Raw genomic sequence first — 19,482 nt, forward strand, 5'->3', positions numbered from 1 at the left:
GTCTCGTCATCCCGGACGCCTCACCCGGAAGGGGCGGCCTCCCCGGGAACGGGCGCCGGCGGGACCGTGGGATCGGGAGGCTCGGTGCTCTCCCCCGGCCCCGGTCCGGGTCCGGGTCCGCTCTGGCCCCCGACACCGATAGTGATCACGATCGTCGCACCGGGCCTGGCGCAGGTGCCGGGCGCCATGCTCTGCGCCAGCACCACTCCGTCCTGGCCCGCGCCGGTGACCAGCCGCGCCCGCGTCCGTACGGCGAACCCCGCCCCGGCGAGGGTGTTGGAGGCGTCGGTCGTGCTCTGGCCGGCGACCGGCGGCACCGGGACGCCGTGCCTGGAGACGACGAGTTCCACCGCGCTCCCCGGGGAGACACGCCTGCCCGCGCCGGGGGTGCTGGCGAGCACCCGCCCGGCCGGCTGGTCCGAGCAGCGCGTGCCGACCCCGCCGACGACCAGCCCCGCCTGGGCCAGCGCCGCCTGGGCGGCTCTCCTGGCGAGGCCGACCAGCGTGGGCACCTGGGTGCCGCCGGAGACCTGCAGGTCGACCCTGCCCCTCTTCGGCAGCGCGGTCCCCGGCGCCGGGCTGCTCGCGAGCACCTCACCGAGCGGCCGGCCGGAGTTGACCGCCTTGACGGCCCCGGTGACCAGCCCGGCCCGTTTGATCAGGCGCGCCGCCTCGGAACGATCCAGCCCGACGAGCGCGGGCACGACCACCGTGGCGACGGGGGGCGGCAGGGGGGAGGATTTGACGCCCTCCGCGCGCGGGGGCTTGGCCGGGACCGTCGGCGGGGCCGGGAGCGGTTTGATCGGAGCGCTCGCCCTGCCCTCGTGCGACGTGGTGTCGTCCTGGGGGGTGGACTCCACCGCCGGGACGACCGGCGGGACGGGCGCGCCGCCCGGCGCGACGCCGCTCAGCGCCGGGACCAGGACTCCCACCAGCACGGCGGCGCTGATGAGCAGCGCGCCGGAGACCGCGACCGAGGCCCTGGTGGCCGCCTGCCCGGGGTGGGTCCTGGGCTCGTCGAAGTCCTCGCCTCCGGCGGGGAACGCGCGCCCGCCGGGCCTCGCGCCCGCCGAGGACGCGCCGCCCGGTTCACCGGTCCCGCCGAGCCCGGCCCGCCGGCCGGTCCCCGTCGTGCCCCACCGGCCGGAAAGGCCCGTGGCACCGGGCTGAGCGGAGAGAGCCGAAGGGCCGGAAAAGACCGCAGGGCCGGAGACGTCAGGCCCGCCGGGCGCGGGCGGGAATCCCGGCACCGGCGAGGAGCGGGACTCGATCACCGACCGGCCCCCGTCGTCGCCGAGCAGCGCGAGCAGCAGCTCCCTGCTGGTGGGGCGGTTGCGGGGATTCTTGTCCAGGCAGTCGACCACCAGCGCGCCGAGCAGCCCGTCGAGACGGCCCAGCTGCGGGGCCGCGGTGAGGATCCGGTTCAGGACGGCCGCGATCGAGTCCTGCCCGAAGGGCGCGTGGGCGTTGGCGGCGAAGCACATCGTGGCACCCCAGGCGAAGACGTCGGCCGCCGGGTTGATCTCGGCGCCCTCCACCTGCTCGGGCGCCATGTAGGCGGGGGTGCCCGCGCCGCGCCCGCTCTGGGTGGCCGCGGCGTCCAGTGCCCTGGCCAGCCCGAAGTCGATGACCCTCGGCCCGTCGGGACCGAGCAGCACGTTCTGCGGCTTGAAGTCGCGGTGCACGATCCCTGCCCGGTGGATGGCCGCCAGCGCGGTGGCCGTGCCGATGGCCAGGCGCTCCAGCCTGCCTCCCTCGCGGGGCCCGCTGACCGCGACCTCGCGGTGGAGCGACGGGCCGTCGACGTACTCGCTGACGATGTAGGGGCGGTCGCCGTCCAGCCCGGCGTCGATCACCTGGGCCGTGCAGAACCGGGCCACCTGCTTCGCCAGCTCCACCTCGCGCAGGAAGACCTCGGGGTCCTCCCCCACCGAACCGTGCAGAAGCTTGACCGCGTAGGGCTCGGAGCCGGTGTCGGGGCGCACCCCGACGTAGACCACCCCCTGCCCACCCTCTCCGAGACGCCCGATGATCTCGTACTCACCGAGCCCCGCCGGATCCCCCGTTTTGAGCGGCTGCGCATACGGCACGCGAGCCTCCCCTCGCCGCCACCCTTCTCACTCAAGAAGAAGCATCGCCGACAGTCAACGGGAATGAAGGTCTTGTCTTCCTCACCGTGACACTCATGTGATGCTCAGGCCAGGGCAAGGCATAACACATCCCCCGAATACGCGGCCGCCTTTTCTTCCGGCCCACCGTGCCGTTTTCTCCTCGCCCTCCTTCTCACGGCTCTTTCCCCCTTCCCCCCTCTCCCTCCTTTCCCCCCTTTCTCTTTTTTCCCGTCCTTCCCTTCGCCGCCCGTCCCGCACGAACCGTCCTCCTTCTCACGGCCCTTTCCCCCGTCCCCCCTGACCTCTCCTCCCTCCGCCTCTCGCCCCGCACGGACCCCCGCCCGGGCGGGAACCGCGAGCCGACCCGGTAGCCTGGCGAGGTGCTTGAAGCGATCAAAGCCACCCGTTACGTGACACCGCTGCGCGAGGGCGGCTCACTGCCCGGGATCATGGAGGCGGACGACCTCGGCACCCACGTCGTGAAGTTCCGCGGTGCCGGGCAGGGTCGCCGGGTCCTGGTCGCGGAGATCGTGTCCGCCGGGCTGGCCCGGCGCCTGGGATTCCGTACGCCCGAGCTGAAGGTGATCGACGTCGATCCGCAGCTCGGCGCCCGCGAGCCCGACGAGGAGATCCAGGACCTGCTCAAGGCCAGCGAGGGCAACAACCTGGCGGTCGACTTCCTGCCGGGCGCGCTGGGCTTCGAGCCGCTGGCCTGGCCCCCCGAGGCCGGGTTCGCCTCCCGCCTGCTCTGGTTCGACGCGCTGATCCACAACGTCGACCGGAGCTGGCGCAACCCGAACCTGCTCCTGTGGCACGGCGACACCTGGCTGATCGACCACGGCGCGGCGCTCTGGTTCCACCACAACTGGCCCTCGGCCAACCCGTTGCGCGACTTCGACGCGAGCGACCACGTGATGGCGCCCTTCGCCACCCGGATGCCCGAGGCCGACGCCGAGTTCAGCGATCTGATCACCAGAGACCTGCTCGACGGGGTGGTGGACGAGGTCCCCGACGAGTGGCTGGAGGACGAGCCGGGGTTCGACGGGGCGCAGGCCGTGCGGCAGGCGTACGTCGAGCACCTGCTGGCCCGCGCCCAGGGACCGCGCACCTGGCTGCCACGGCCCTCGGGTCAGGAGCCCCGTCAGGACCAGGAGAGGAAGACCGGCTCGGTGGGCGCGTTCTGGAAGGACAACCGGTGAAGGACGTCTACGAGTACGCGGTCATCCGGGTCATCCCCCGCGTGGAGCGCGGCGAGCTGATCAACGCCGGCGTGCTGCTGTACTGCCAGCCCCGCGGCTACCTGTGCGCCCGGGTGGAGCTGGACGAGGCGCGCCTGCGCGCCCTCGACACCGGGGTGGACCTCGACGGGGTACGGCACGCGCTCGGCGCCTACCAGCGCTCCTGCGGCAGTGACTCGGGACCCCTGACCGGGGAACCGCTGGGCAGCCGCTTCCGCTGGCTGACCGCTCCGCGCAGCACGATCGTGCAGACCGGCCCGGTCCACGCCGGCCTCACCGCGGATCCGGAGACGGAGCTGGAGCACCTCGTGACCCGGCTGGTCCGCAGCCCCTGAGTCCGGGCCTCACAGGAGGCCTGGCAGGCCTGGCGGAGAGACCTCAGAAGAGCACCGACATGAAGGTGCCGACCTCGACGAAACCGGCCCTGCGGTAGGCGGCCCTGGCGGGGGCGTTGTAGTCGTTGACATACAGCGACACCACGGGGGCGAAGTAGTCGAGCGCGTGCTTGATCACCGCGGCCATCCCCGCCACCGCGTGGCCGCGCCCTCGCATGTCGGGGTGGACCCAGACGCCCTGGATCTGGCAGGCGTGCGGCGTCACCGCACCGATCTCTGCCTTGAAGACGACCTTGCCGCCCTCGATGCGGGCGTAGGACCTGCCGATCCTGATCAGCTCGGCGACCCTGGACCGGTAGAGGGCGCCGCCGTCCCCGAGCTCCGGGGAGACGCCCACCTCCTCGGTGAACATCGCCACGCAGGCCGGAAGCAGGATGTCGAACTCCTCGGGCCGGACGCGGCGCACCAGCGGGTCGGCGGGGACGGGCGACGGCTCACCGGTCACCATGACCGGCTGTGCCCAGCGGATCGCGCGGGCGGCTCCCCAGTACGGCTCCAGCCGCTCCCAGAGCACCTCCACCGCGTCCGCCGGGCCGACGATCGAGGAACAGCGGCGGCCCTGCTTGCGCGCGCGATCGGCGAAGGCGTAGACGGCGTCCGTACCGGCGTTGACCGGAACCAGGTTCGCCCCGGCGTAACAGATGGAGGTCAGGCCGCCGCGCGGCCCGAACCCCCACATCTGGCCACCGAGCCTGGCCGGATTGAGCCCGACCGAACGGACCCTGGAGGCGACGAAGACATTGCCGACGGGGTCGGTGTCGAGAAGCGCCAGGACCTCGTCTCGATCGTTGTCGTCGAGCACGCGCGACGCCGTTGTGCGCAGCATCACGTGCTCAGCCTACGCGACCCCCTCGAATTTGGCAGGAACCAACACAGAGCCTCTCATCTACCTGCTTTGGTCACCTCGTCCTGCCGTGTGCCCGGCGGGAACGCGGACGGTCGCGGGGGCGACCACCGGTACGGGCGCGGGGATTCCCGGGCACCGGGCGTCCGGCGTGCCGGAGCTCTGGCGACCGCCGGGAAGGGTGCCCTCCCTGAGGTAGGCGGCCAGGCGCCGGTCGACGCAGGCGTTCCCGTTGAGCGCGACCCCGTGGTTGCCGCCGGGCACGGCCAGCAGCCGCGAGCGGTGGAACAGGGCGCGCATCCGCACCGCACCGGCGTACGGGGTGGCGGCGTCGCGCTCGCCCTGGATCAGCAGGACCGGCGGCAGCTTGGCGTCGTCACGGATCTGCACGGGCCTGCCCGCCTGCTGCGGCCAGAACGCGCACGGTGCGTTGTACCAGGCGTTGGGCCAGGTGAGGAAGGGCGCCTTGGCGTTGGCCTTGGTCATGTCGGCCCGCCAGCGCGCCCAGTCGCGCGGCCAGGCGGCGTCGCGGCACTGCACCGCGAGGTAGACCGCGTAGCTGTTCTCGTCCTTGGCGTCGTTCACCGCGTGCTTGCGGTAGGTGTTGACCAGGGGCGTCGCCTCGCCCTTCTTGACGTAGGCGGAGAAGGCCTTGGCCAGCTGCGGCCAGACGGCGTCGGAGTACCCGCCCAGGGTGTAGACGTCGTCGAGCTCGCTCGGCCCGACCACCCCTCCGGCCGGGCGGTCGCCCAGCCGGTCCCGCATGGCGTCCCAGGCGAAGGAGACCGCCCTCTCGGTGGCGCCGAGCCGGTAGACCGGGTTGTGGCGGGCGATCCACTTCAGGAAGTCCTCGTGCCTGTCCTGGAAGGCGATGCTCTGGTCGAGGTTCGAGCGGTACCAGATGCCGCGCGGATCGACCACGCTGTCCAGGACGAGCCGCTTGAGCCGGTCGGGGAAGAGCGTCGCGTAGACCGCGCCGAGGTAGGTCCCGTACGAGTAACCCAGGAAGCTGATCTTCGACTCGCCGAGCGCCGCCCTGATCACGTCCATGTCCCTGGCGGAGTTCTCGGTGGTCATGTGCGGCAGCATCCAGCTCCACCGCTCGCCGCACGCCTGGGCGTACTTGCGGGCCCGGGCGATCAGCACGCTCTCGTCGCGCCTGGTGACCGGCACCTGGTCGGGGCGGGGCGCCTCGTAGTACTTCTTGGGGTCGACGCACCTCAGCGCGGGCTCGCTCGCCCCCACTCCGCGCGGGTCGAACCCGATCACGTCGAACCGGTCGGCCAGTCCTTCGGGAAGACCCGCCGCGACGCCCCTGACCAGGTCCCGGCCCGACGCCCCGGGACCACCCGGGTTGACCAGCAGCGCGCCGAGACGGTCGTGGGTGGCCTTCCCCCTGATCCGGTTCAGGGCGATGCCGATGGTCTGGTGCGGGTTGGCGTAGTCGAGCGGCACCCTCACGGTGGCGCACTCCATCGGGTTGTCCACCCGTCCGGCGGGAGCGGGCACCGCCCCGGTCACCGGGGTCGCCCCCTCGCAGGGCCCCCAGACCAGCCCCTGTCTCTCCTGGGCCACCGCCCCCTGCGGCACCCCCACCGCCGCGGCCAGCATCGCGATGCTCGCGGCGATCCCGACGACCCTCTTCTTCACTGTGTGATCCCCCTACTCGTACGGCAGAGGCGATGGTCTCCCGGGGGCGGCGCGACCATCCGGAACACAGCCGGATGCCTGGCAAAGTGTAGTCAGATGATTGCTAAGTGTAATGACACGAGGTCGGGCGTAGACATCGAGCGGGATGTCGCGGAAGAGCCCGTCCGCCCCGGTATCGGGTCACGTGTGGGAACCTCACGAAAGGGCCGGTCCACTCCGGTATCAGGTCACACGCGGGGACCTCACGGAAGAGCCGGTCCGCCCTGGTATCAGGTCACGCGCGGGAACCTCACGCAAGGGCCGGTCCACCCCGATACGGAGCCGGCGGAGGGGAGGCCGCCACACGAAGCAGCCCGCACCCCGGCGCGATACCGGGGGCGGGCGGAAATCCCTCCGGCCGCCCGGCCGGAGGGATCAGAGGATCGAGCGGTCAGCTGACGACGACCTGGGGGCCGGGGGCGTCGTCGTCGAGGTCGACCTCCACGCCCATCTCCTCGGCGAGGCGCAGGGCCTCCTCGATCAGGGTCTCCACGATCTGCGACTCGGGGACGGTCTTGATGACCTCGCCCTTGACGAAGATCTGGCCCTTGCCGTTGCCGCTCGCGACCCCGAGGTCGGCCTCGCGGGCCTCGCCGGGGCCATTGACGACACACCCCATCACCGCGACGCGCAGCGGGACCTTCAGCCCTTCGAGCCCCGCCTGGACCTGCTCGGCCAGGGTGTAGACGTCGACCTGGGCGCGCCCGCAGGAGGGGCAGGAGACGATCTCCAGGCCGCGCTCGCGCAGGTTGAGCGACTCCAGGATCTGGTTGCCGACCTTGACCTCCTCGACCGGAGGAGCCGACAGCGACACGCGGATGGTGTCGCCGATGCCCTCGGCGAGCAGGGCGCCGAACGCGACCGCGGACTTGATCGTGCCCTGGAAGGCCGGACCCGCCTCGGTGACGCCGAGGTGGAGCGGGTAGTCGCACCGGGCGGCGAGCAGGCGGTAGGCCTGGACCATCACGACCGGGTCGTTGTGCTTGACGGAGATCTTGATGTCGCGGAAGCCGTGCTCCTCGAACAGCGAGCACTCCCACAATGCCGACTCCACCAGCGCCTCGGGGGTGGCCTTGCCGTACTTCTGCAGGAGGCGGGGGTCGAGCGAGCCGGCGTTGACGCCGATCCGGATCGGCACGCCGCGCTCGCCGGCCGCGCGCGCGATCTCACCGACCTTGTCGTCGAATTTCTTGATGTTGCCGGGGTTGACCCGGACCGCCGCGCAGCCCGCCTCGATCGCGGCGAAGACGTACTTCGGCTGGAAGTGGATGTCGGCGATCACCGGGATCTGCGACTTCCTGGCGATGATCGGCAGCGCGTCGGCGTCGTCCTGGGAGGGGACGGCGACCCTGACGATCTGGCAGCCCGAGGCGGTCAGCTCGGCGATCTGCTGGAGCGTCGCGTTGACGTCGGCGGTGACCGTGGTGGTCATCGACTGGACGGAGACCGGCGCGTCCCCGCCCACGGGGACGGAGCCGACCATGATTTGACGGGATATGCGTCGCTCGGCGATCGGCCTGGTCCTTACGGACGGGATTCCGAGAGCAACAGAAGTCATTTTCAGCCCTTGAAGTGTCGACGACACTCATCAGTCTAGGCAGTCCCGGTGAGCTCGCGTGCCCGTATCCGTGCCCAGGAGTCGGCATCGAGGACCTCGGCCACCGAACCGGCCTCGGTCACGGTGTGCTCGGAGACCACCGCCGCCACGGTGTCGACGATGCCGAGGAACGGCAGCCGCCCGGCCATGAAGGCCTCGACGCAGACCTCGTTGGCGGCGTTGTAGACGGCCGGGGCCGTGCCACCGGCCGCGCCGACGTGGCGGGCCAGCGCGACGGAGGGGAAGGCCTCGTCGTCGAGCGGCTCGAACGTCCAGGTGTGGGCGGTGGTCCAGTCGACCGCGGGGGAGGCGTCGGCGACCCGCTCGGGCCAGCCGAGGGCGAGCGCGATGGGCAGGCGCATGTCCGGCGGGCTGGCCTGGGCGATGGTCGAGCCGTCGACGAACTCCACCATCGAGTGGATGACCGACTGCGGGTGGACGACGACCTCGATGCGGTCGAAGCCGATGTCGAAGAGCAGGTGGGCCTCGATGACCTCGAGGCCCTTGTTGACGAGTGTGGCGGAATTCACCGTGATGACCGGCCCCATCGACCAGGTGGGGTGGGCGAGGGCCTGCTCGGGGGTGACGTCCGCGAGGTCCGCGCGCGACCTGCCGCGGAAGGGCCCGCCGCTCGCGGTGACGACCAGGCGGCGCACGGCGGAGGCGTCGGGGCCGGTGGGCCCGGCGGCCCACAGGCACTGGGCCAGCGCGGCGTGCTCGGAGTCGACCGGGATCAGCTGGCCGGGTTTGGCCAGGCGCTTCACCAGCGGCCCGCCGACGATCAGCGACTCCTTGTTGGCGAGCGCGAGCACCCGGCCTGCCTCCAGCGCGGCCAGCGTGGAGGTCAGCCCCAGCGCCCCCGTGATGCCGTTGAGGACGATGTCGGCGGGCAGGGCGGCGGCCTCCGCCACCCCCTCGGGCCCGGCCAGCACGCGCGCGCCCGCCCCGTACGCGGTCAGGGCCTCGCGCAGCTCCGGCACGGCGGAGGGATCGGCGACGGCGACCACGTCGGGCCGGAACTCGGCCGCCTGTCTGGCGAGCAGGTCGATCCGGCCGCCGTAGGCGGCCAGCGCGGCCACCCGGAACCTGCCGGGGTTGCGGGCGATGACGTCGAGGGACTGGGTCCCGATGGACCCGGTCGAGCCGAGCAGGATGACGGAACGGACGGTGTCTGGCTGCACCGCCCCATTCTCCCGGCTCGGGCCGCGCTGTCGAATCGGTCGTGGCGGGCCGTACCACTCATGATCAGACTGGATCATGGCGAAAATCTGTTAGACATGAAACACGGGATAAAAGTCAGTATTTAAGTCCGAATTTCGTCATATCAATAGTTGTAAAGCCTGAGAAATGCGTACGTACGGCGCACTAGCTTCCCGGAACAGCAACAGGCCCTCGGGAGGTACATATGCGGCGCAAGGCACGGCTCGTCCCTATTCTCACCGCCATCGCGGGAAGCACCCTGCTCTCCACGACGATCGCGCACGGCGCCACGGCGGACGCCGGCACGGGTGCCACAGCGGGCACAGCGGGCGCTGCGAACGCTGCGGGCGCGGGCGGGGGCGGCGTCACCTCGGCGCGGACCTCGGCGCGGGCCGTTCCCCAGCCGGTCGAGAAGGAGGCGGCCGACACCAGGAAGGAGCAGCAGACCGTCCAGCGCTACTGGACCGAGGCGAAGATGGAGGCGGCCCGGCCGCTCGCCGCCCTCGTCCCCGAGAAGGACGGCGCCCGGCTCACCGCCGGGGCGATCGCGGCCCAGGCCGCGGCCGACCCCGTCTCCGTCCCCGCGACCGAGCCCGACGGCGACGCCGTCACGGCCACCAAGGGTTCGGCGGCCGTCCGGGCCTCCACCGGCGCGGCGTGGACCCGCGGCGGGGCGATCGTCAAGACCGCCGGACGCGTGTTCTTCACCTACCAGGGCCGCAACGCCTCCTGCTCCGCGAACGCGGTGACCAGCGAGAACAAGAGCACCGTGATCACGGCGGGGCACTGCGTGAGGATGGGCGGCGCCTTCCACGGCAACTGGGTGTTCGTGCCGGGGTACGAGAACGGCAACCGGCCGCACGGCACCTGGGTGGCGACCACCCTCTACACCACCCCGCAGTGGAACAACAGCGAGGACGTCAACCACGACGTGGCCTCGGCCGTGGTGGCCCCGCTGAACGGCAGGTCGCTGACCGACGTGGTCGGCGGCCAGGGCGTCTCCTTCAACCAGGCGCGCCGCCGGCAGATGCACTCCTTCGGCTACCCGGCGGCCGCGCCGTACAACGGCTCCAGGCTGATCTACTGTGCCGGGCGGGCGTTCGACGACTTCCTGATGTCCCGCGACATCGGGCTGAACTGCAACATGACCGGCGGGTCGAGCGGCGGGCCCTGGTTCCTCGACTTCAACGAGAGCACCGGCCTGGGCACCCTCAACTCGGTGAACAGCTTCAAGTACGCCTTCGCCACCGGCTGGATGTTCGGCCCCTACTTCGGGACGGAGGCGCAGGCCGTCTACGAGGCCGCCCAGACCACCGGCACCCCCTGATATTCACCAGAAGTAATCACAAGAACACCCCTCGTAGTGCAAACTCGGGTTTCATGACCTCAAGCCTCCCCCTGCTTGCGGCCGCCCCGCTCGTCGCCGGGTTGCTGAGCGCCCCGACGACCGGCGCGACGGCCACCTGGCAGACGGCCACCGCGTCCGGGCAGCGGGCCGTGAAGACCCTCGTCACACCATTCGCCCAGAAAACAGGCTCGGCGTCCGGCATGCCGGACGTCGTCGGGCACGCGACCGCTCCCACCGCGTCGGAGCGGGAGCGCGTGCTCGGTTACTGGACCCCCAGCCGGATGGCCTCGGCGCTCCCCGTCGACCGGCTCGCCAAGGTCACCGGGATGCTCGGGCGGCTCTCCGCCGCCGGGCAGGGGGTGGTCCCCCGCCGGAGCCCGCACGGCGCCGCGTCCCGCACCGCGGGCGCCCGCTGGACCTCCGGCGGGGTGGTGGGGCGCACTACGGGGCGGGTGTTCCTCACCATCAAGGGCAGCGACTTCGTGTGCTCGGCCAGCTCGGTCAAGAGCGCCAACAAGGACCTGGTGGTGACCGCCGGGCACTGCGTCAAGGACGGCACCGGCGCCTGGGCCGACAACTGGACCTTCGTCCCCGGCTACAGCAAGGGCCGCCGCCCGTACGGGCAGTACACCGCGCGCCGCATGTTCGTCGCGGGCCCCTGGTCGCGCGAGGGCGACGACAGCCACGACATCGGCATGGTGGCGGTCAACACCAGCGGCGGCAAGCACCTCGGCGACGCCGTCGGCGGCCAGGACATCGCCTTCGGCGCCCCCAGGGGGCGCCTCGCCAGCGGTTTCGGATTCCCCGCCGACTCGCCCTACGACGGCGAGCACCTGGTCTACTGCGCGGGCCCGCTGCGCGAGGACCCGAACGGGCAGACCGGCGACCAGGGCATGCGCTGCGACATGACCGCCGGATCCAGCGGGGGTCCGTGGCTGAGCGGTTTCAACGCCTCCACCGGCCGGGGCACGATCGTCTCGGTGAGCAGTTTCAAGTACAGCGACGACCGCCACACCATGTACGGCCCCTACTTCGGCGACTCCGCCAAGACCCTCTACGCCACGGCCTCCGCGTCGTGACCCCGGCGCGGAGGCGGCGCGTCGTGATCCCGGCGCTGAGACGGCGCTCGGGACGCGGCCGGTTCTAAGCGGCCGGTTCTAAAGGGTCAGGCCGGTGAGCACCATGACCTTCTCGTAGGTGAAGTCGGCGATGGCCGAGCGGAGACCCTCGCGGCCGACCCCCGAGTCCTTCACCCCTCCGTAGGGCATCTGGTCGGCACGGTACGACGGCACGTCACCGATGATCACACCGCCGACCTCGAGCTCCCGGTTCGCCTTGAAGGCGTTGTCGAGGCTGCGGGTGAACACCCCGGCCTGCAGCCCGTACCTGGAGTCGTTGACCGCGGCGAACGCCTCGTCCACCCCGGCCACCTTCTGGACGACCATCACGGGGCCGAAGACCTCCTCGCGGGAGACCTTGGCGTCGGCCGGTGCGTCGGCGAGCACGGTCGGCGCGAAGGCGGCGCCGTCGCGGGTGCCGCCGGTCAGCAGGCGGGCCCCCGCCGAGACGGCCTCGCCGACCCACCGTTCCACGCGCTCGGCGGCGTCGGCCGACACGAGCGGGCCGACCTGCGTCTTCTCGTCGGCGGGGTCGCCGGTGACCAGGGCCTCGACGGCCGGGACGAGCCGGGCCACGAAGTCGTCGTGGACCGACTCCTCGACGATCACGCGCTGGACGGCGATGCAGCTCTGACCGGCCTGGTAGTTGGAGAACAGCGCGATCCGCGAGGCGGCCCAGTCGAGGTCGGCGTCGGCGAGCACGACCGCGGCGGCGTTGCCGCCCAGTTCCAGGGTCACGTGCTTGCGCGGGACCCGGTCGATGATCGCGTACCCCACGGGGGCCGAGCCGGTGAAGGAGACCACCGGCAGGCGCGGGTCCTCGACCAGCGCGCCGGCGCTGTCGTTGGACACCGGGAGCACGGAGAACATGCCCTCGGGCAGGTCGGTCTCGGCCAGGATCTCGCCCAGGACCAGCGCGGAGACCGGCGTCGCCGGGGCGGGCTTGAGGACGATCGGGGCCCCGACGGCGATGGCGGGGGCCACCTTGTGCGCCACCAGGTTGAGCGGGAAGTTGAACGGGCTGATGCCCAGGATCGGGCCGTACGGGACTCGCGAGACGTAGGCGAGGCGGCCGGCGGAGGCGGCCTCGGTGTCCAGGCGCACGGTCTCGCCGCCGAGGCGGCGGGTCTCCTCGGCCGCGAACCTGAAGGTGGAGACCGCGCGGGCGACCTCGCCACGGGCCCAGAAGATCGGCTTTCCGTTCTCGGCGGTGATCAGGGCGGCGATCTCGTCGGCCCGCTCGGCCAGGCGGCGCGAGACGTGCGCGAGAGCCTCGGCCCGCACGTGGATCGGGAGCGCGGCCGCCCGTTTGCTCACGGCCGCCGCCGCGGCGACGGCCTCCTCGACCTGGCCGTCGGTCGGCACGGAGCAGACGGCGACGACGCGGCCGTCATGCGGGTTGGTCACGGTGAGCTCGGCCTCGCCCGTGGCGGGGCGTCCGGCGAGCCAGAAGGGGCGCACGTCCATGCTCCGACGCTATGTCACCGGCGCGGAGGCGGCCTTACTCCACTCCGCACAACAGCCCCGTGGCGGCACACCGTTCCGCATAAAACCCGCTCCCCGCCCCCTGTAACGAAAACAGGGGTATTCGGGGATATTCCTTACAGGTGCCGGTTTGAATGATCCCGGGCGTGGCTAGGTCACCGGATGGACGATGAGAGTGGAAGGGCGTGGGCGCATGACCTCCTCGGCGCCGCGCGGCCTTCAGGGTGCCTATCTGATCGGTGAACGGGCGTCCCAGGACCAGCTTCGCGCCAGGCTGCTCGACGTCGCCAGCCAGTTGCTGGTCACCGTCGGGCCGGAGAGCCTGTCGATGCGCCGCATCGCCACCGAGGCGGGATGCTCGACGACCGTCATCTACACCATGTTCGGCAGCAAGGAGGGCCTGGCCGAGGCCCTGTACCTGGAAGGCTTCGAGCGCTTCCGGCGCCGCCTGGAGGCCGTCCCCTCGCGCAAGGACGCGCTGGAGCACCTCATCGCCCTGGGCCCCGCCTACCGGGAGGCCGCGCTGGACGAGCCCGGCTACTACGCCCTGATGTTCGAGCGCGCGATCCCCGGCTTCGTGCCGAGCGAGCGGGCCAGGACCCTCGCCCGCGCGGCGCTGAACATCGTCGACCGGGTGATCGCCGACTGCATCTCGGCCGGATACATCGTCCCCACCCAGCCCAGGAAGATCGCCGACGCCGTGTGGGCCGCCGCCCAGGGCGCGATCAGCCTGGAACGTGCCGGGCACCTGCGCGACGGCAACACCTACGACACGGTCACCTACGCCGTCATCTCCCGCTACCTGGTCGTCGACCGCCACCGCTCCTGACGGCGCGCTCCGGACGGGGGCTCCGGCCACTTCCATCCCGGCCCCGTCCCGGGTCCCCGGGCGCGGCCGTCATCTGGCGACGGCCAGGGCGACCCAGAGCTCGGCGCGGACCGCGGGATCCTCGAGGTCGCGGCCGACCAGCTCCGCGACCCGGCGCATGCGGTAGCGCAGGGTGTGGCGGTGCACCCCGAGCCGCTGCGCCGCCGCGTCCCAGTGGCCGTTGCAGTCCAGGTAGGCGCGCAGGGACCCCAGCAGGTCCGCGCGCGAGCCGGACTCCCTGAGCGGGGCGAGCAGCGCCGAGGAGAACGCCTCCGCCACGTCGGCGTCGAGCAGGGAGAGCAGTCCCTGGCCCGCCAGGTCGGCGAAGCGCACCACCCGCGCGGTGCCGTGCCCGGCCGCGGCGAGCGCCCGGCCGGCCTGGTCGAGCCCCGCGCGCAGGTCGCCGAGACCGACCGGGTCGCCGACGCCGACGAGGCCGTGCTCGCCGAGCGCCGCGGCCACGGCACCGGCCCGCGAGGCCGGGACCAGCAGGACCACCCTGTCACCGCCGGCGTCGCCGTCGGCCGCCGCGAACTCGCTCCCGGCGGCCTCCAGCAGCGCCTCCGGCTCGCCGGCGCAGGCGATCACCACCAGCGGCCCGCCGTCGAGCCGCTCCCCCAGCCGCTCCAGCGTCTCGCGCCCGGCGTCCGCCTGCCCGGCCAGCAGCAGCCGCAGCACCGCGGAGCGGACCCGGTGCTCGGCGGCCAGGTGCTCCCCGCCGTGCTCGACGGCGAGCGTCAGCAGGGACGCGGCGGCGTTGACCACGGTGTGCGCGACCGGGGTGAAGGACCGGCCGGTGCCGACGGCGAGGAACCCCCTGACGCGGCGGGCCCCGAGGGGCCGCACGATGACGTGCTCCTCGGGTGAGGAGAGCGCCACGCTCGCGGGGGCGCCCTGGCTCGTGATCCTCCTCAGCCGCTCCAACTCGGGGCCGAGGTCTCCGGCGGCCGCCGCCGCGCCCCTGCCCGCCAGGTGCCGTACGGTCCCCGCCTCGTCGAGCAGGATCGCCCAGCCGCCCAGCTCGCGGGCCAGGCGGTCGATCACCGCGCGCGGGCCCTCGGGGCGCAGCGCGGCGCGGGTGAGGCGGCCCTGGGCGGCGAAGGCGTTGCTGAGCTCGTCGTACTGCTCGGCGGCGATCAGCTCGCTGACCGTCTTGCCGATGGCGACGAACGGGGTGTCGCGCGGCACCTCGACCAGCGGCAGCCCGGCCCGCGCGGCGGCCTCGACCAGCGCCTCGGGGATCGTCTCGTGCCCGAGCCCGACGCCGAACCCGAGCCCGGCGACCCCCCTGGCGACCAGGCGCTCGACGTAGGGACCGGCGTTGCCGGCGTCCAGGCGCATGCCCGTGGTGAGGACGAGCTCGCCGCCCTCCAGGAACGGGGTGGGGTCCTCCAGCTCGCTGACCGCCACCCAGCGCACCGGCCGGTCGAGCGCCTCCCGCCCGGCGAGCACGACGAGCCCGAGCGGCAGCCGCCGCATGACGGTGCTCAGCGTCGGCGCCACCACCACCCCCGTTTTATACGTTATGTCTATTCTGCTCCCTGCAATTTTGCCATAGTGCATCATCGGCACACCGGCATTCGCGACATAGCTTCACATCATGAGCACCGTCACCGAGGGCGGCCCCTCGCTTCCGCAGGAGCGCCGCCTCGTCACCGAGATCCCCGGCCCGAGGTCCCGCGAGCTGCTCGCGCGCAAGCAGGCCGCCGTGCCCCCGGGCATCGGCACCACGCTGCCCGTCTTCGTGACCCACGCCGGGGGCGGTGTCGTGGTCGACGCCGACGGCAACTCGCTGATCGACTTCGGCTCCGGCATCGCGGTGACCGGTGCCGGCAACTCCGCCCCGCGCGTCGTCGAGCGGGTGCGCAGGCAGGTGGCGGACTTCACCCACACCTGCTTCATGGTCACGCCGTACGAGTCGTACGTGCGGGTCGCCGAGAGGCTCAACGAGCTCACCCCCGGCGACCACGAGAAGCGCACCTTCCTGCTCAACAGCGGCGCCGAGGCCGTGGAGAACGCGGTCAAGGTCGCCCGGCACGCCACCGGCCGCCAGGCGGTCGTCGTCTTCGAGCACGGCTACCACGGCCGGACCCTGCTGACGATGACGCTGACGGCCAAGAACATGCCGTACAAGCACCGCTTCGGCCCGTTCGCCCCCGAGGTCTACCGGGTGCCGCTGGCCTACCCGTTCCGCTGGCCCACCGGCCCGGAGAACTGCGCCGAGGAGGCCGCGGCCCAGGCGATCGACCAGATCACCAAGGAGATCGGCGCTGAGAACGTCGCCGCCGTGGTGATCGAGCCGATCGCGGGCGAGGGCGGCTTCATCGAGCCCGCCAGGGGCTTCATGCCGAGGATCCTGGAGTTCTGCCGCGCCAACGGCATCGTCTTCGTCGCCGACGAGGTCCAGACCGGCTTCTCCCGTACCGGCCACCTGTTCGCCTGCGAGGACGAGGGCATCGTGCCCGACATCATCGTCACCGCCAAGGGCATCGCGGGGGGCCTGCCGCTGGCCGCCGTCACCGGCCGCGCCGAGATCCTCGACAAGGTCCACGCAGGCGGCCTCGGCGGCACCTACGGCGGCAACCCGCTCGCCTGCGAGGCGGCGCTGGGCGTGCTGGAGAGCATCGAGGCCGACGACCTGACCGGGAAGGCCCGCCGCATCGGCGAGACCATGCTCCCCCGGCTGCGCGCCATGGCGGAGCGGAACCCGGTGATCGGCGACGTGCGCGGCCGGGGCGCCATGATCGCCATCGAGCTGGTCGTCCCCGGCACCAAGGAGCCGCACCCCACGGCGGCGGGCGAGATCGCCAGAAGGTGCCACGCCGAGGGCCTGGTCGTGCTGACCGCGGGCACGTACGGCAACGTGCTGCGCTTCCTGCCGCCGATGGTCATCCCCGACCACCTCCTGGAGGAGGGGCTCGCGATCCTGGAGAAGGCCGTGAACGAGGTCTGATCGTTTAGAACGCACCAAAAGGGGCACCCGGCTTGATGTCGAGTGTCCCTTTTGCCGTTATACGGCTCGCATGTAGGCCGTGATTTAACCCCCGCTTGGCATCCGCCACAGCGATCACGGGCTGCGACCGCGTTATAACGGTTCCGATAAGAAAGTGCGCGATCAACACAGGAAACGTGTCGACGTCCTCCCCACGGCCGAGCCACGGGAGAAAACAAGGGGTCACCACGCTGGAGGTATTTAGCATGAACTGGGGGCCGCCCAGAACGGCACACGTCACGATGACCTTCGATCCGGAAGGGCTGACCCGCACCCAGCGTGAGGGCGACGCCTGCGTGGCCTGCCACAAGAAGTGGCCCCGCCCGCGGATCAGGATCGGCCGCCTTCCCGACGGCACAGCCCTCTTCGCCTGCCCGGAGTGCGCCGACGCGCTGCTGCCGCAGCAGGACGACACCCGCTCCCTTCCCCGGCGCGCGGCCTTCTTCTGACCTTCCCGAACCGCTGATCCTTCCCCGGACCCCGAACCTCCCCGGACCGCCGGTGCGGGCCTGCGGGCCCCGCGCCGGCCACGAGACCGGCTCACCCGGCGGCCCGCAGGAAGCGACCCACCCGGCAGCCCGTCCGAACCGGTCCGCTCCGGTAGTTTCTCCACATCGAAACATCGAAGCAGCAGAGCAGTGGAGCACCGGAGGGCGCCCGCACGCCCGGGTCCGAACCGCCGTACGGCCGGGGACGGCACCCGCGCCCCGCGGAGGGCGAGAACCCTCCCCCGCGCGGACGGATGTCGAGACCGGCTCCCCCGCTCCGACCTGCCTGTGAGAGGCACCCGCACCGGGCGCCGCGAGCACGAGGAGCGAGACCGTGAAGTACATGCTGCTGATCTACAGCAACACCGCGATCTGGGAGACCCTCTCCAAGGAGGAGCTCGACGGCCTGATGGGCGAGGCCGACGCCCTCATGAAGGAACTCGCCGACTCCGGGGAGTGGGTCGGCGGGGAGGCGCTCGCCGATCCGTCGCAGACCAGGACCGTGCGGGTGCGTGACGGCGTCCCCGCGACCACCGACGGGCCGTTCCTGGAGGCCAAGGAGCACCTGGCCGGATACTGCGTGATCGACTGCGAGACCCCCGAGCGGGCGGCCGAGATCGCCGCGCGCTGGCCGGACGCCCGGCTGTGCGCGATGGAGGTACGGCCGATCATGGACGGGGCAGGCACCGAGGCGTGACCGTTCCCACCGAGGCCGAGGACCTGCTGCGCGAGCTCGCGCCGCAGGTCCTCGGCGTGCTCGTCCGGCGCTACGGGCACTTCGACGCGTGCGAGGACGCGGTGCAGGAGGCGCTGCTGGCCGCCGCCCTGCAGTGGCCCGAGCAGGGCCTGCCGGACAACCCCCGAGGCTGGCTGATCACGGTCGCGTCCCGCAGGCTGACCGACGAACTGCGCAGCGAGTACGCGCGCAGCCGCAGGGAGAACATGGTCGCGGCGCGGGCGCCCGCCGACGAGTTCCTGTCACCCGCCGCCGACGCCGAACCCACCGGCGAGCGGGACGACACCCTGACCCTGCTGTTCCTGTGCTGCCACCCCGCCCTGACCCCCGCCTCGCAGATCGCGCTCACCCTGCGGGCCGTCGGCGGTCTGACCACCGCACAGATCGCCCACGCGTTCCTCGTCCCCGAGACGACCATGGCCCAGCGCATCAGCCGGGCCAAGCAGCGGATCAAGAGCACGGCCATCCCCTTCGCGCCGCCTCCCGAACACGAACGGGCCGAGCGGCTGCGGGTGGTCCTGCACGTGCTCTACCTGATCTTCAACGAGGGCTACACGGCCACCTCGGGTCCGGACCTGCAGCGCCGCGAGCTGACCGGCGAGGCGATCAGGCTCACCCGCGCCGTTCACGGACTGCTGCCCGACGACGGCGAGGTGACCGGGCTGCTCGCCCTCATGGTGCTCACCGACGCCCGGCGGCCGGCACGCACCGGCCCCGGTGGCGCGCTCATCCCGCTCGCCGAGCAGGACCGGAGCCTGTGGAGCGGGACGTCGATCGCCGAGGGGGTGGCGCTCGTCACCGACGTGCTGGCGCGGGCCCCGCTCGGCCCGTACCAGCTCCAGGCCGCGATCGCCGCGGTGCACGCCGAGGCGGTGCGCGCGGAGGAGACGGACTGGCCGCAGATCCTCGCGCTGTACCAGCTGCTCGAACACCTCGCCCCCAACCCGATGGTCACGCTGAACCACGCCGTCGCGCTCGCGATGGTGCGGGGCCCGAAGGCCGGGCTCGCCCTGCTCACGACCCTGGAGGCCGACGACCGGATGGCCGGGCACCACCGTTTGCACGCGGTGCGCGCCCACCTGCTGGAGACGGCCGGCGACCACGAGGCCGCCCGGGCCGGCTACCGGGAGGCCGCGCGGCGCACCACCAGCCTTCCCGAGCAGCGCTATCTGGAAGGCAGGGCCGCCCGGCTGGCGCGGCCGGGCCCCTAGGTGGCCTTTACGAAGTAAGCCTTCGAGCAGGAGGGAGAGGGCGTCAGGTAAGCCTTCGAGAGGGACGGAGAGGGCGTCAGGTAAGCCTTCGAGAGGGACGGAGAGGGCGTCAGGTAAGCCTTCGAGAGGGACGGAGAGGGCGTCAGGTAAGCCTTCGAGAGG

16 protein-coding genes are annotated in these 19,482 nt (G+C 72.2%); 9 read left to right on the top strand and 7 right to left on the bottom strand.

Annotated features, from left to right (window positions below):
• Nucleotides 1–20: 20 nt before the first annotated feature.
• Entirely contained in the window at nucleotides 21–2,090 is a 2,070-nt protein-coding gene (locus tag AB0G15_RS01625) for a PASTA domain-containing protein (RefSeq protein ID WP_362834446.1), read from the bottom strand.
• A gap of 401 nt (nucleotides 2,091–2,491) precedes the next feature.
• Between AB0G15_RS01625 and AB0G15_RS01630 the strand changes: the two genes are divergently transcribed.
• Nucleotides 2,492–3,310, top strand: a complete 819-nt coding sequence (locus tag AB0G15_RS01630; RefSeq protein WP_362834447.1) for a HipA family kinase — start codon at nucleotides 2,492–2,494, stop codon at nucleotides 3,308–3,310.
• Entirely contained in the window at nucleotides 3,307–3,684 is a 378-nt protein-coding gene (locus AB0G15_RS01635; RefSeq protein ID WP_362834448.1) for a DUF3037 domain-containing protein, read from the top strand. Before AB0G15_RS01630 ends, AB0G15_RS01635 begins: the two co-directional genes overlap by 4 nt.
• A 43-nt stretch (nucleotides 3,685–3,727) precedes the next feature.
• On the opposite strand, the gene AB0G15_RS01640 is transcribed toward AB0G15_RS01635, so the two are convergent.
• The 4 genes from AB0G15_RS01640 to dxr form a co-directional block, all read right to left on the bottom strand.
• Nucleotides 3,728–4,570, bottom strand: coding sequence for a GNAT family N-acetyltransferase (locus tag AB0G15_RS01640; RefSeq protein WP_362677973.1), 843 nt, complete (start codon nucleotides 4,568–4,570; stop codon nucleotides 3,728–3,730).
• Nucleotides 4,571–4,630: 60 nt separating this feature from the next.
• Entirely contained in the window at nucleotides 4,631–6,238 is a 1,608-nt protein-coding gene (locus AB0G15_RS01645; protein WP_362834449.1) for an alpha/beta hydrolase, read from the bottom strand.
• 430 nt (nucleotides 6,239–6,668) lie between these two features.
• Nucleotides 6,669–7,835, bottom strand: a complete 1,167-nt coding sequence (gene ispG / locus AB0G15_RS01650) for a flavodoxin-dependent (E)-4-hydroxy-3-methylbut-2-enyl-diphosphate synthase (protein WP_362834450.1) — start codon at nucleotides 7,833–7,835, stop codon at nucleotides 6,669–6,671.
• A 35-nt stretch (nucleotides 7,836–7,870) separates the two neighbouring features.
• Complete coding sequence (dxr, locus tag AB0G15_RS01655) at nucleotides 7,871–9,055, bottom strand: 1-deoxy-D-xylulose-5-phosphate reductoisomerase (protein ID WP_362834451.1); 1,185 nt, start codon at nucleotides 9,053–9,055, stop codon at nucleotides 7,871–7,873.
• A 224-nt stretch (nucleotides 9,056–9,279) separates the two neighbouring features.
• On the opposite strand from dxr, the gene AB0G15_RS01660 reads away from it, so the two are divergent.
• A complete protein-coding gene (locus tag AB0G15_RS01660) occupies nucleotides 9,280–10,401 on the top strand; it encodes a peptidase (protein ID WP_362834452.1) in 1,122 nt (373 codons plus the stop codon).
• Between the two features lie 53 nt (nucleotides 10,402–10,454).
• The gene (locus AB0G15_RS01665; RefSeq protein WP_362834453.1) at nucleotides 10,455–11,501 is read left to right on the top strand and encodes a hypothetical protein; all 1,047 of its coding nucleotides are present in this window, start codon (nucleotides 10,455–10,457) and stop codon (nucleotides 11,499–11,501) included.
• A 78-nt stretch (nucleotides 11,502–11,579) separates the two neighbouring features.
• Here AB0G15_RS01665 and AB0G15_RS01670 read toward each other — a convergent pair whose 3' ends face one another.
• The gene (locus tag AB0G15_RS01670) at nucleotides 11,580–13,007 is read right to left on the bottom strand and encodes an aldehyde dehydrogenase family protein (RefSeq protein WP_362834454.1); all 1,428 of its coding nucleotides are present in this window, start codon (nucleotides 13,005–13,007) and stop codon (nucleotides 11,580–11,582) included.
• A gap of 211 nt (nucleotides 13,008–13,218) precedes the next feature.
• On the opposite strand from AB0G15_RS01670, the gene AB0G15_RS01675 reads away from it, so the two are divergent.
• The gene (locus AB0G15_RS01675) at nucleotides 13,219–13,854 is read left to right on the top strand and encodes a TetR/AcrR family transcriptional regulator (RefSeq protein ID WP_362834455.1); all 636 of its coding nucleotides are present in this window, start codon (nucleotides 13,219–13,221) and stop codon (nucleotides 13,852–13,854) included.
• Between the two features lie 69 nt (nucleotides 13,855–13,923).
• Here AB0G15_RS01675 and AB0G15_RS01680 read toward each other — a convergent pair whose 3' ends face one another.
• The gene (locus AB0G15_RS01680) at nucleotides 13,924–15,402 is read right to left on the bottom strand and encodes a PucR family transcriptional regulator (protein ID WP_362834456.1); all 1,479 of its coding nucleotides are present in this window, start codon (nucleotides 15,400–15,402) and stop codon (nucleotides 13,924–13,926) included.
• 91 nt (nucleotides 15,403–15,493) lie between these two features.
• On the opposite strand from AB0G15_RS01680, the gene gabT reads away from it, so the two are divergent.
• The 4 genes from gabT to AB0G15_RS01700 all read left to right on the top strand — a co-directional run bounded on the left by gabT (nucleotide 15,494) and on the right by AB0G15_RS01700 (nucleotide 19,320).
• The gene (gene gabT / locus AB0G15_RS01685; protein WP_362834457.1) at nucleotides 15,494–16,846 is read left to right on the top strand and encodes a 4-aminobutyrate--2-oxoglutarate transaminase; all 1,353 of its coding nucleotides are present in this window, start codon (nucleotides 15,494–15,496) and stop codon (nucleotides 16,844–16,846) included.
• A 245-nt stretch (nucleotides 16,847–17,091) separates the two neighbouring features.
• Nucleotides 17,092–17,334: a hypothetical protein gene (locus tag AB0G15_RS01690; protein WP_362834458.1), complete on the top strand. Its 243-nt coding sequence runs from the start codon at nucleotides 17,092–17,094 to the stop codon at nucleotides 17,332–17,334.
• A 382-nt stretch (nucleotides 17,335–17,716) separates the two neighbouring features.
• On the top strand, nucleotides 17,717–18,070 hold the full coding sequence (locus tag AB0G15_RS01695) for a YciI family protein (RefSeq protein WP_362834476.1): 354 nt from the start codon (nucleotides 17,717–17,719) through the stop codon (nucleotides 18,068–18,070).
• Nucleotides 18,067–19,320, top strand: a complete 1,254-nt coding sequence (locus AB0G15_RS01700; protein ID WP_362834459.1) for a DUF6596 domain-containing protein — start codon at nucleotides 18,067–18,069, stop codon at nucleotides 19,318–19,320. Before AB0G15_RS01695 ends, AB0G15_RS01700 begins: the two co-directional genes overlap by 4 nt.
• Nucleotides 19,321–19,482: the final 162 nt, after the last annotated feature.

Source organism: Streptosporangium sp. NPDC023825, assembly GCF_040639575.1.
Taxonomy (GTDB): Bacteria; Actinomycetota; Actinomycetes; order Streptosporangiales; family Streptosporangiaceae; genus Streptosporangium.

Coding starts and splice junctions, on each gene's coding strand:
- AB0G15_RS01640 (WP_362677973.1), bottom strand. CDS start 4,570: ATGCTGCGCACAACGGCGTCGCGCGTGCTCGACGACAACGATCGAGAC.
- ispG (WP_362834450.1), bottom strand. CDS start 7,835: ATGACTTCTGTTGCTCTCGGAATCCCGTCCGTAAGGACCAGGCCGATC.
- AB0G15_RS01660 (WP_362834452.1), top strand. CDS start 9,280: ATGCGGCGCAAGGCACGGCTCGTCCCTATTCTCACCGCCATCGCGGGA.
- AB0G15_RS01665 (WP_362834453.1), top strand. CDS start 10,455: ATGACCTCAAGCCTCCCCCTGCTTGCGGCCGCCCCGCTCGTCGCCGGG.
- AB0G15_RS01670 (WP_362834454.1), bottom strand. CDS start 13,007: ATGGACGTGCGCCCCTTCTGGCTCGCCGGACGCCCCGCCACGGGCGAG.
- AB0G15_RS01675 (WP_362834455.1), top strand. CDS start 13,219: ATGACCTCCTCGGCGCCGCGCGGCCTTCAGGGTGCCTATCTGATCGGT.
- gabT (WP_362834457.1), top strand. CDS start 15,494: ATGAGCACCGTCACCGAGGGCGGCCCCTCGCTTCCGCAGGAGCGCCGC.
- AB0G15_RS01690 (WP_362834458.1), top strand. CDS start 17,092: ATGAACTGGGGGCCGCCCAGAACGGCACACGTCACGATGACCTTCGAT.
- AB0G15_RS01695 (WP_362834476.1), top strand. CDS start 17,717: ATGCTGCTGATCTACAGCAACACCGCGATCTGGGAGACCCTCTCCAAG.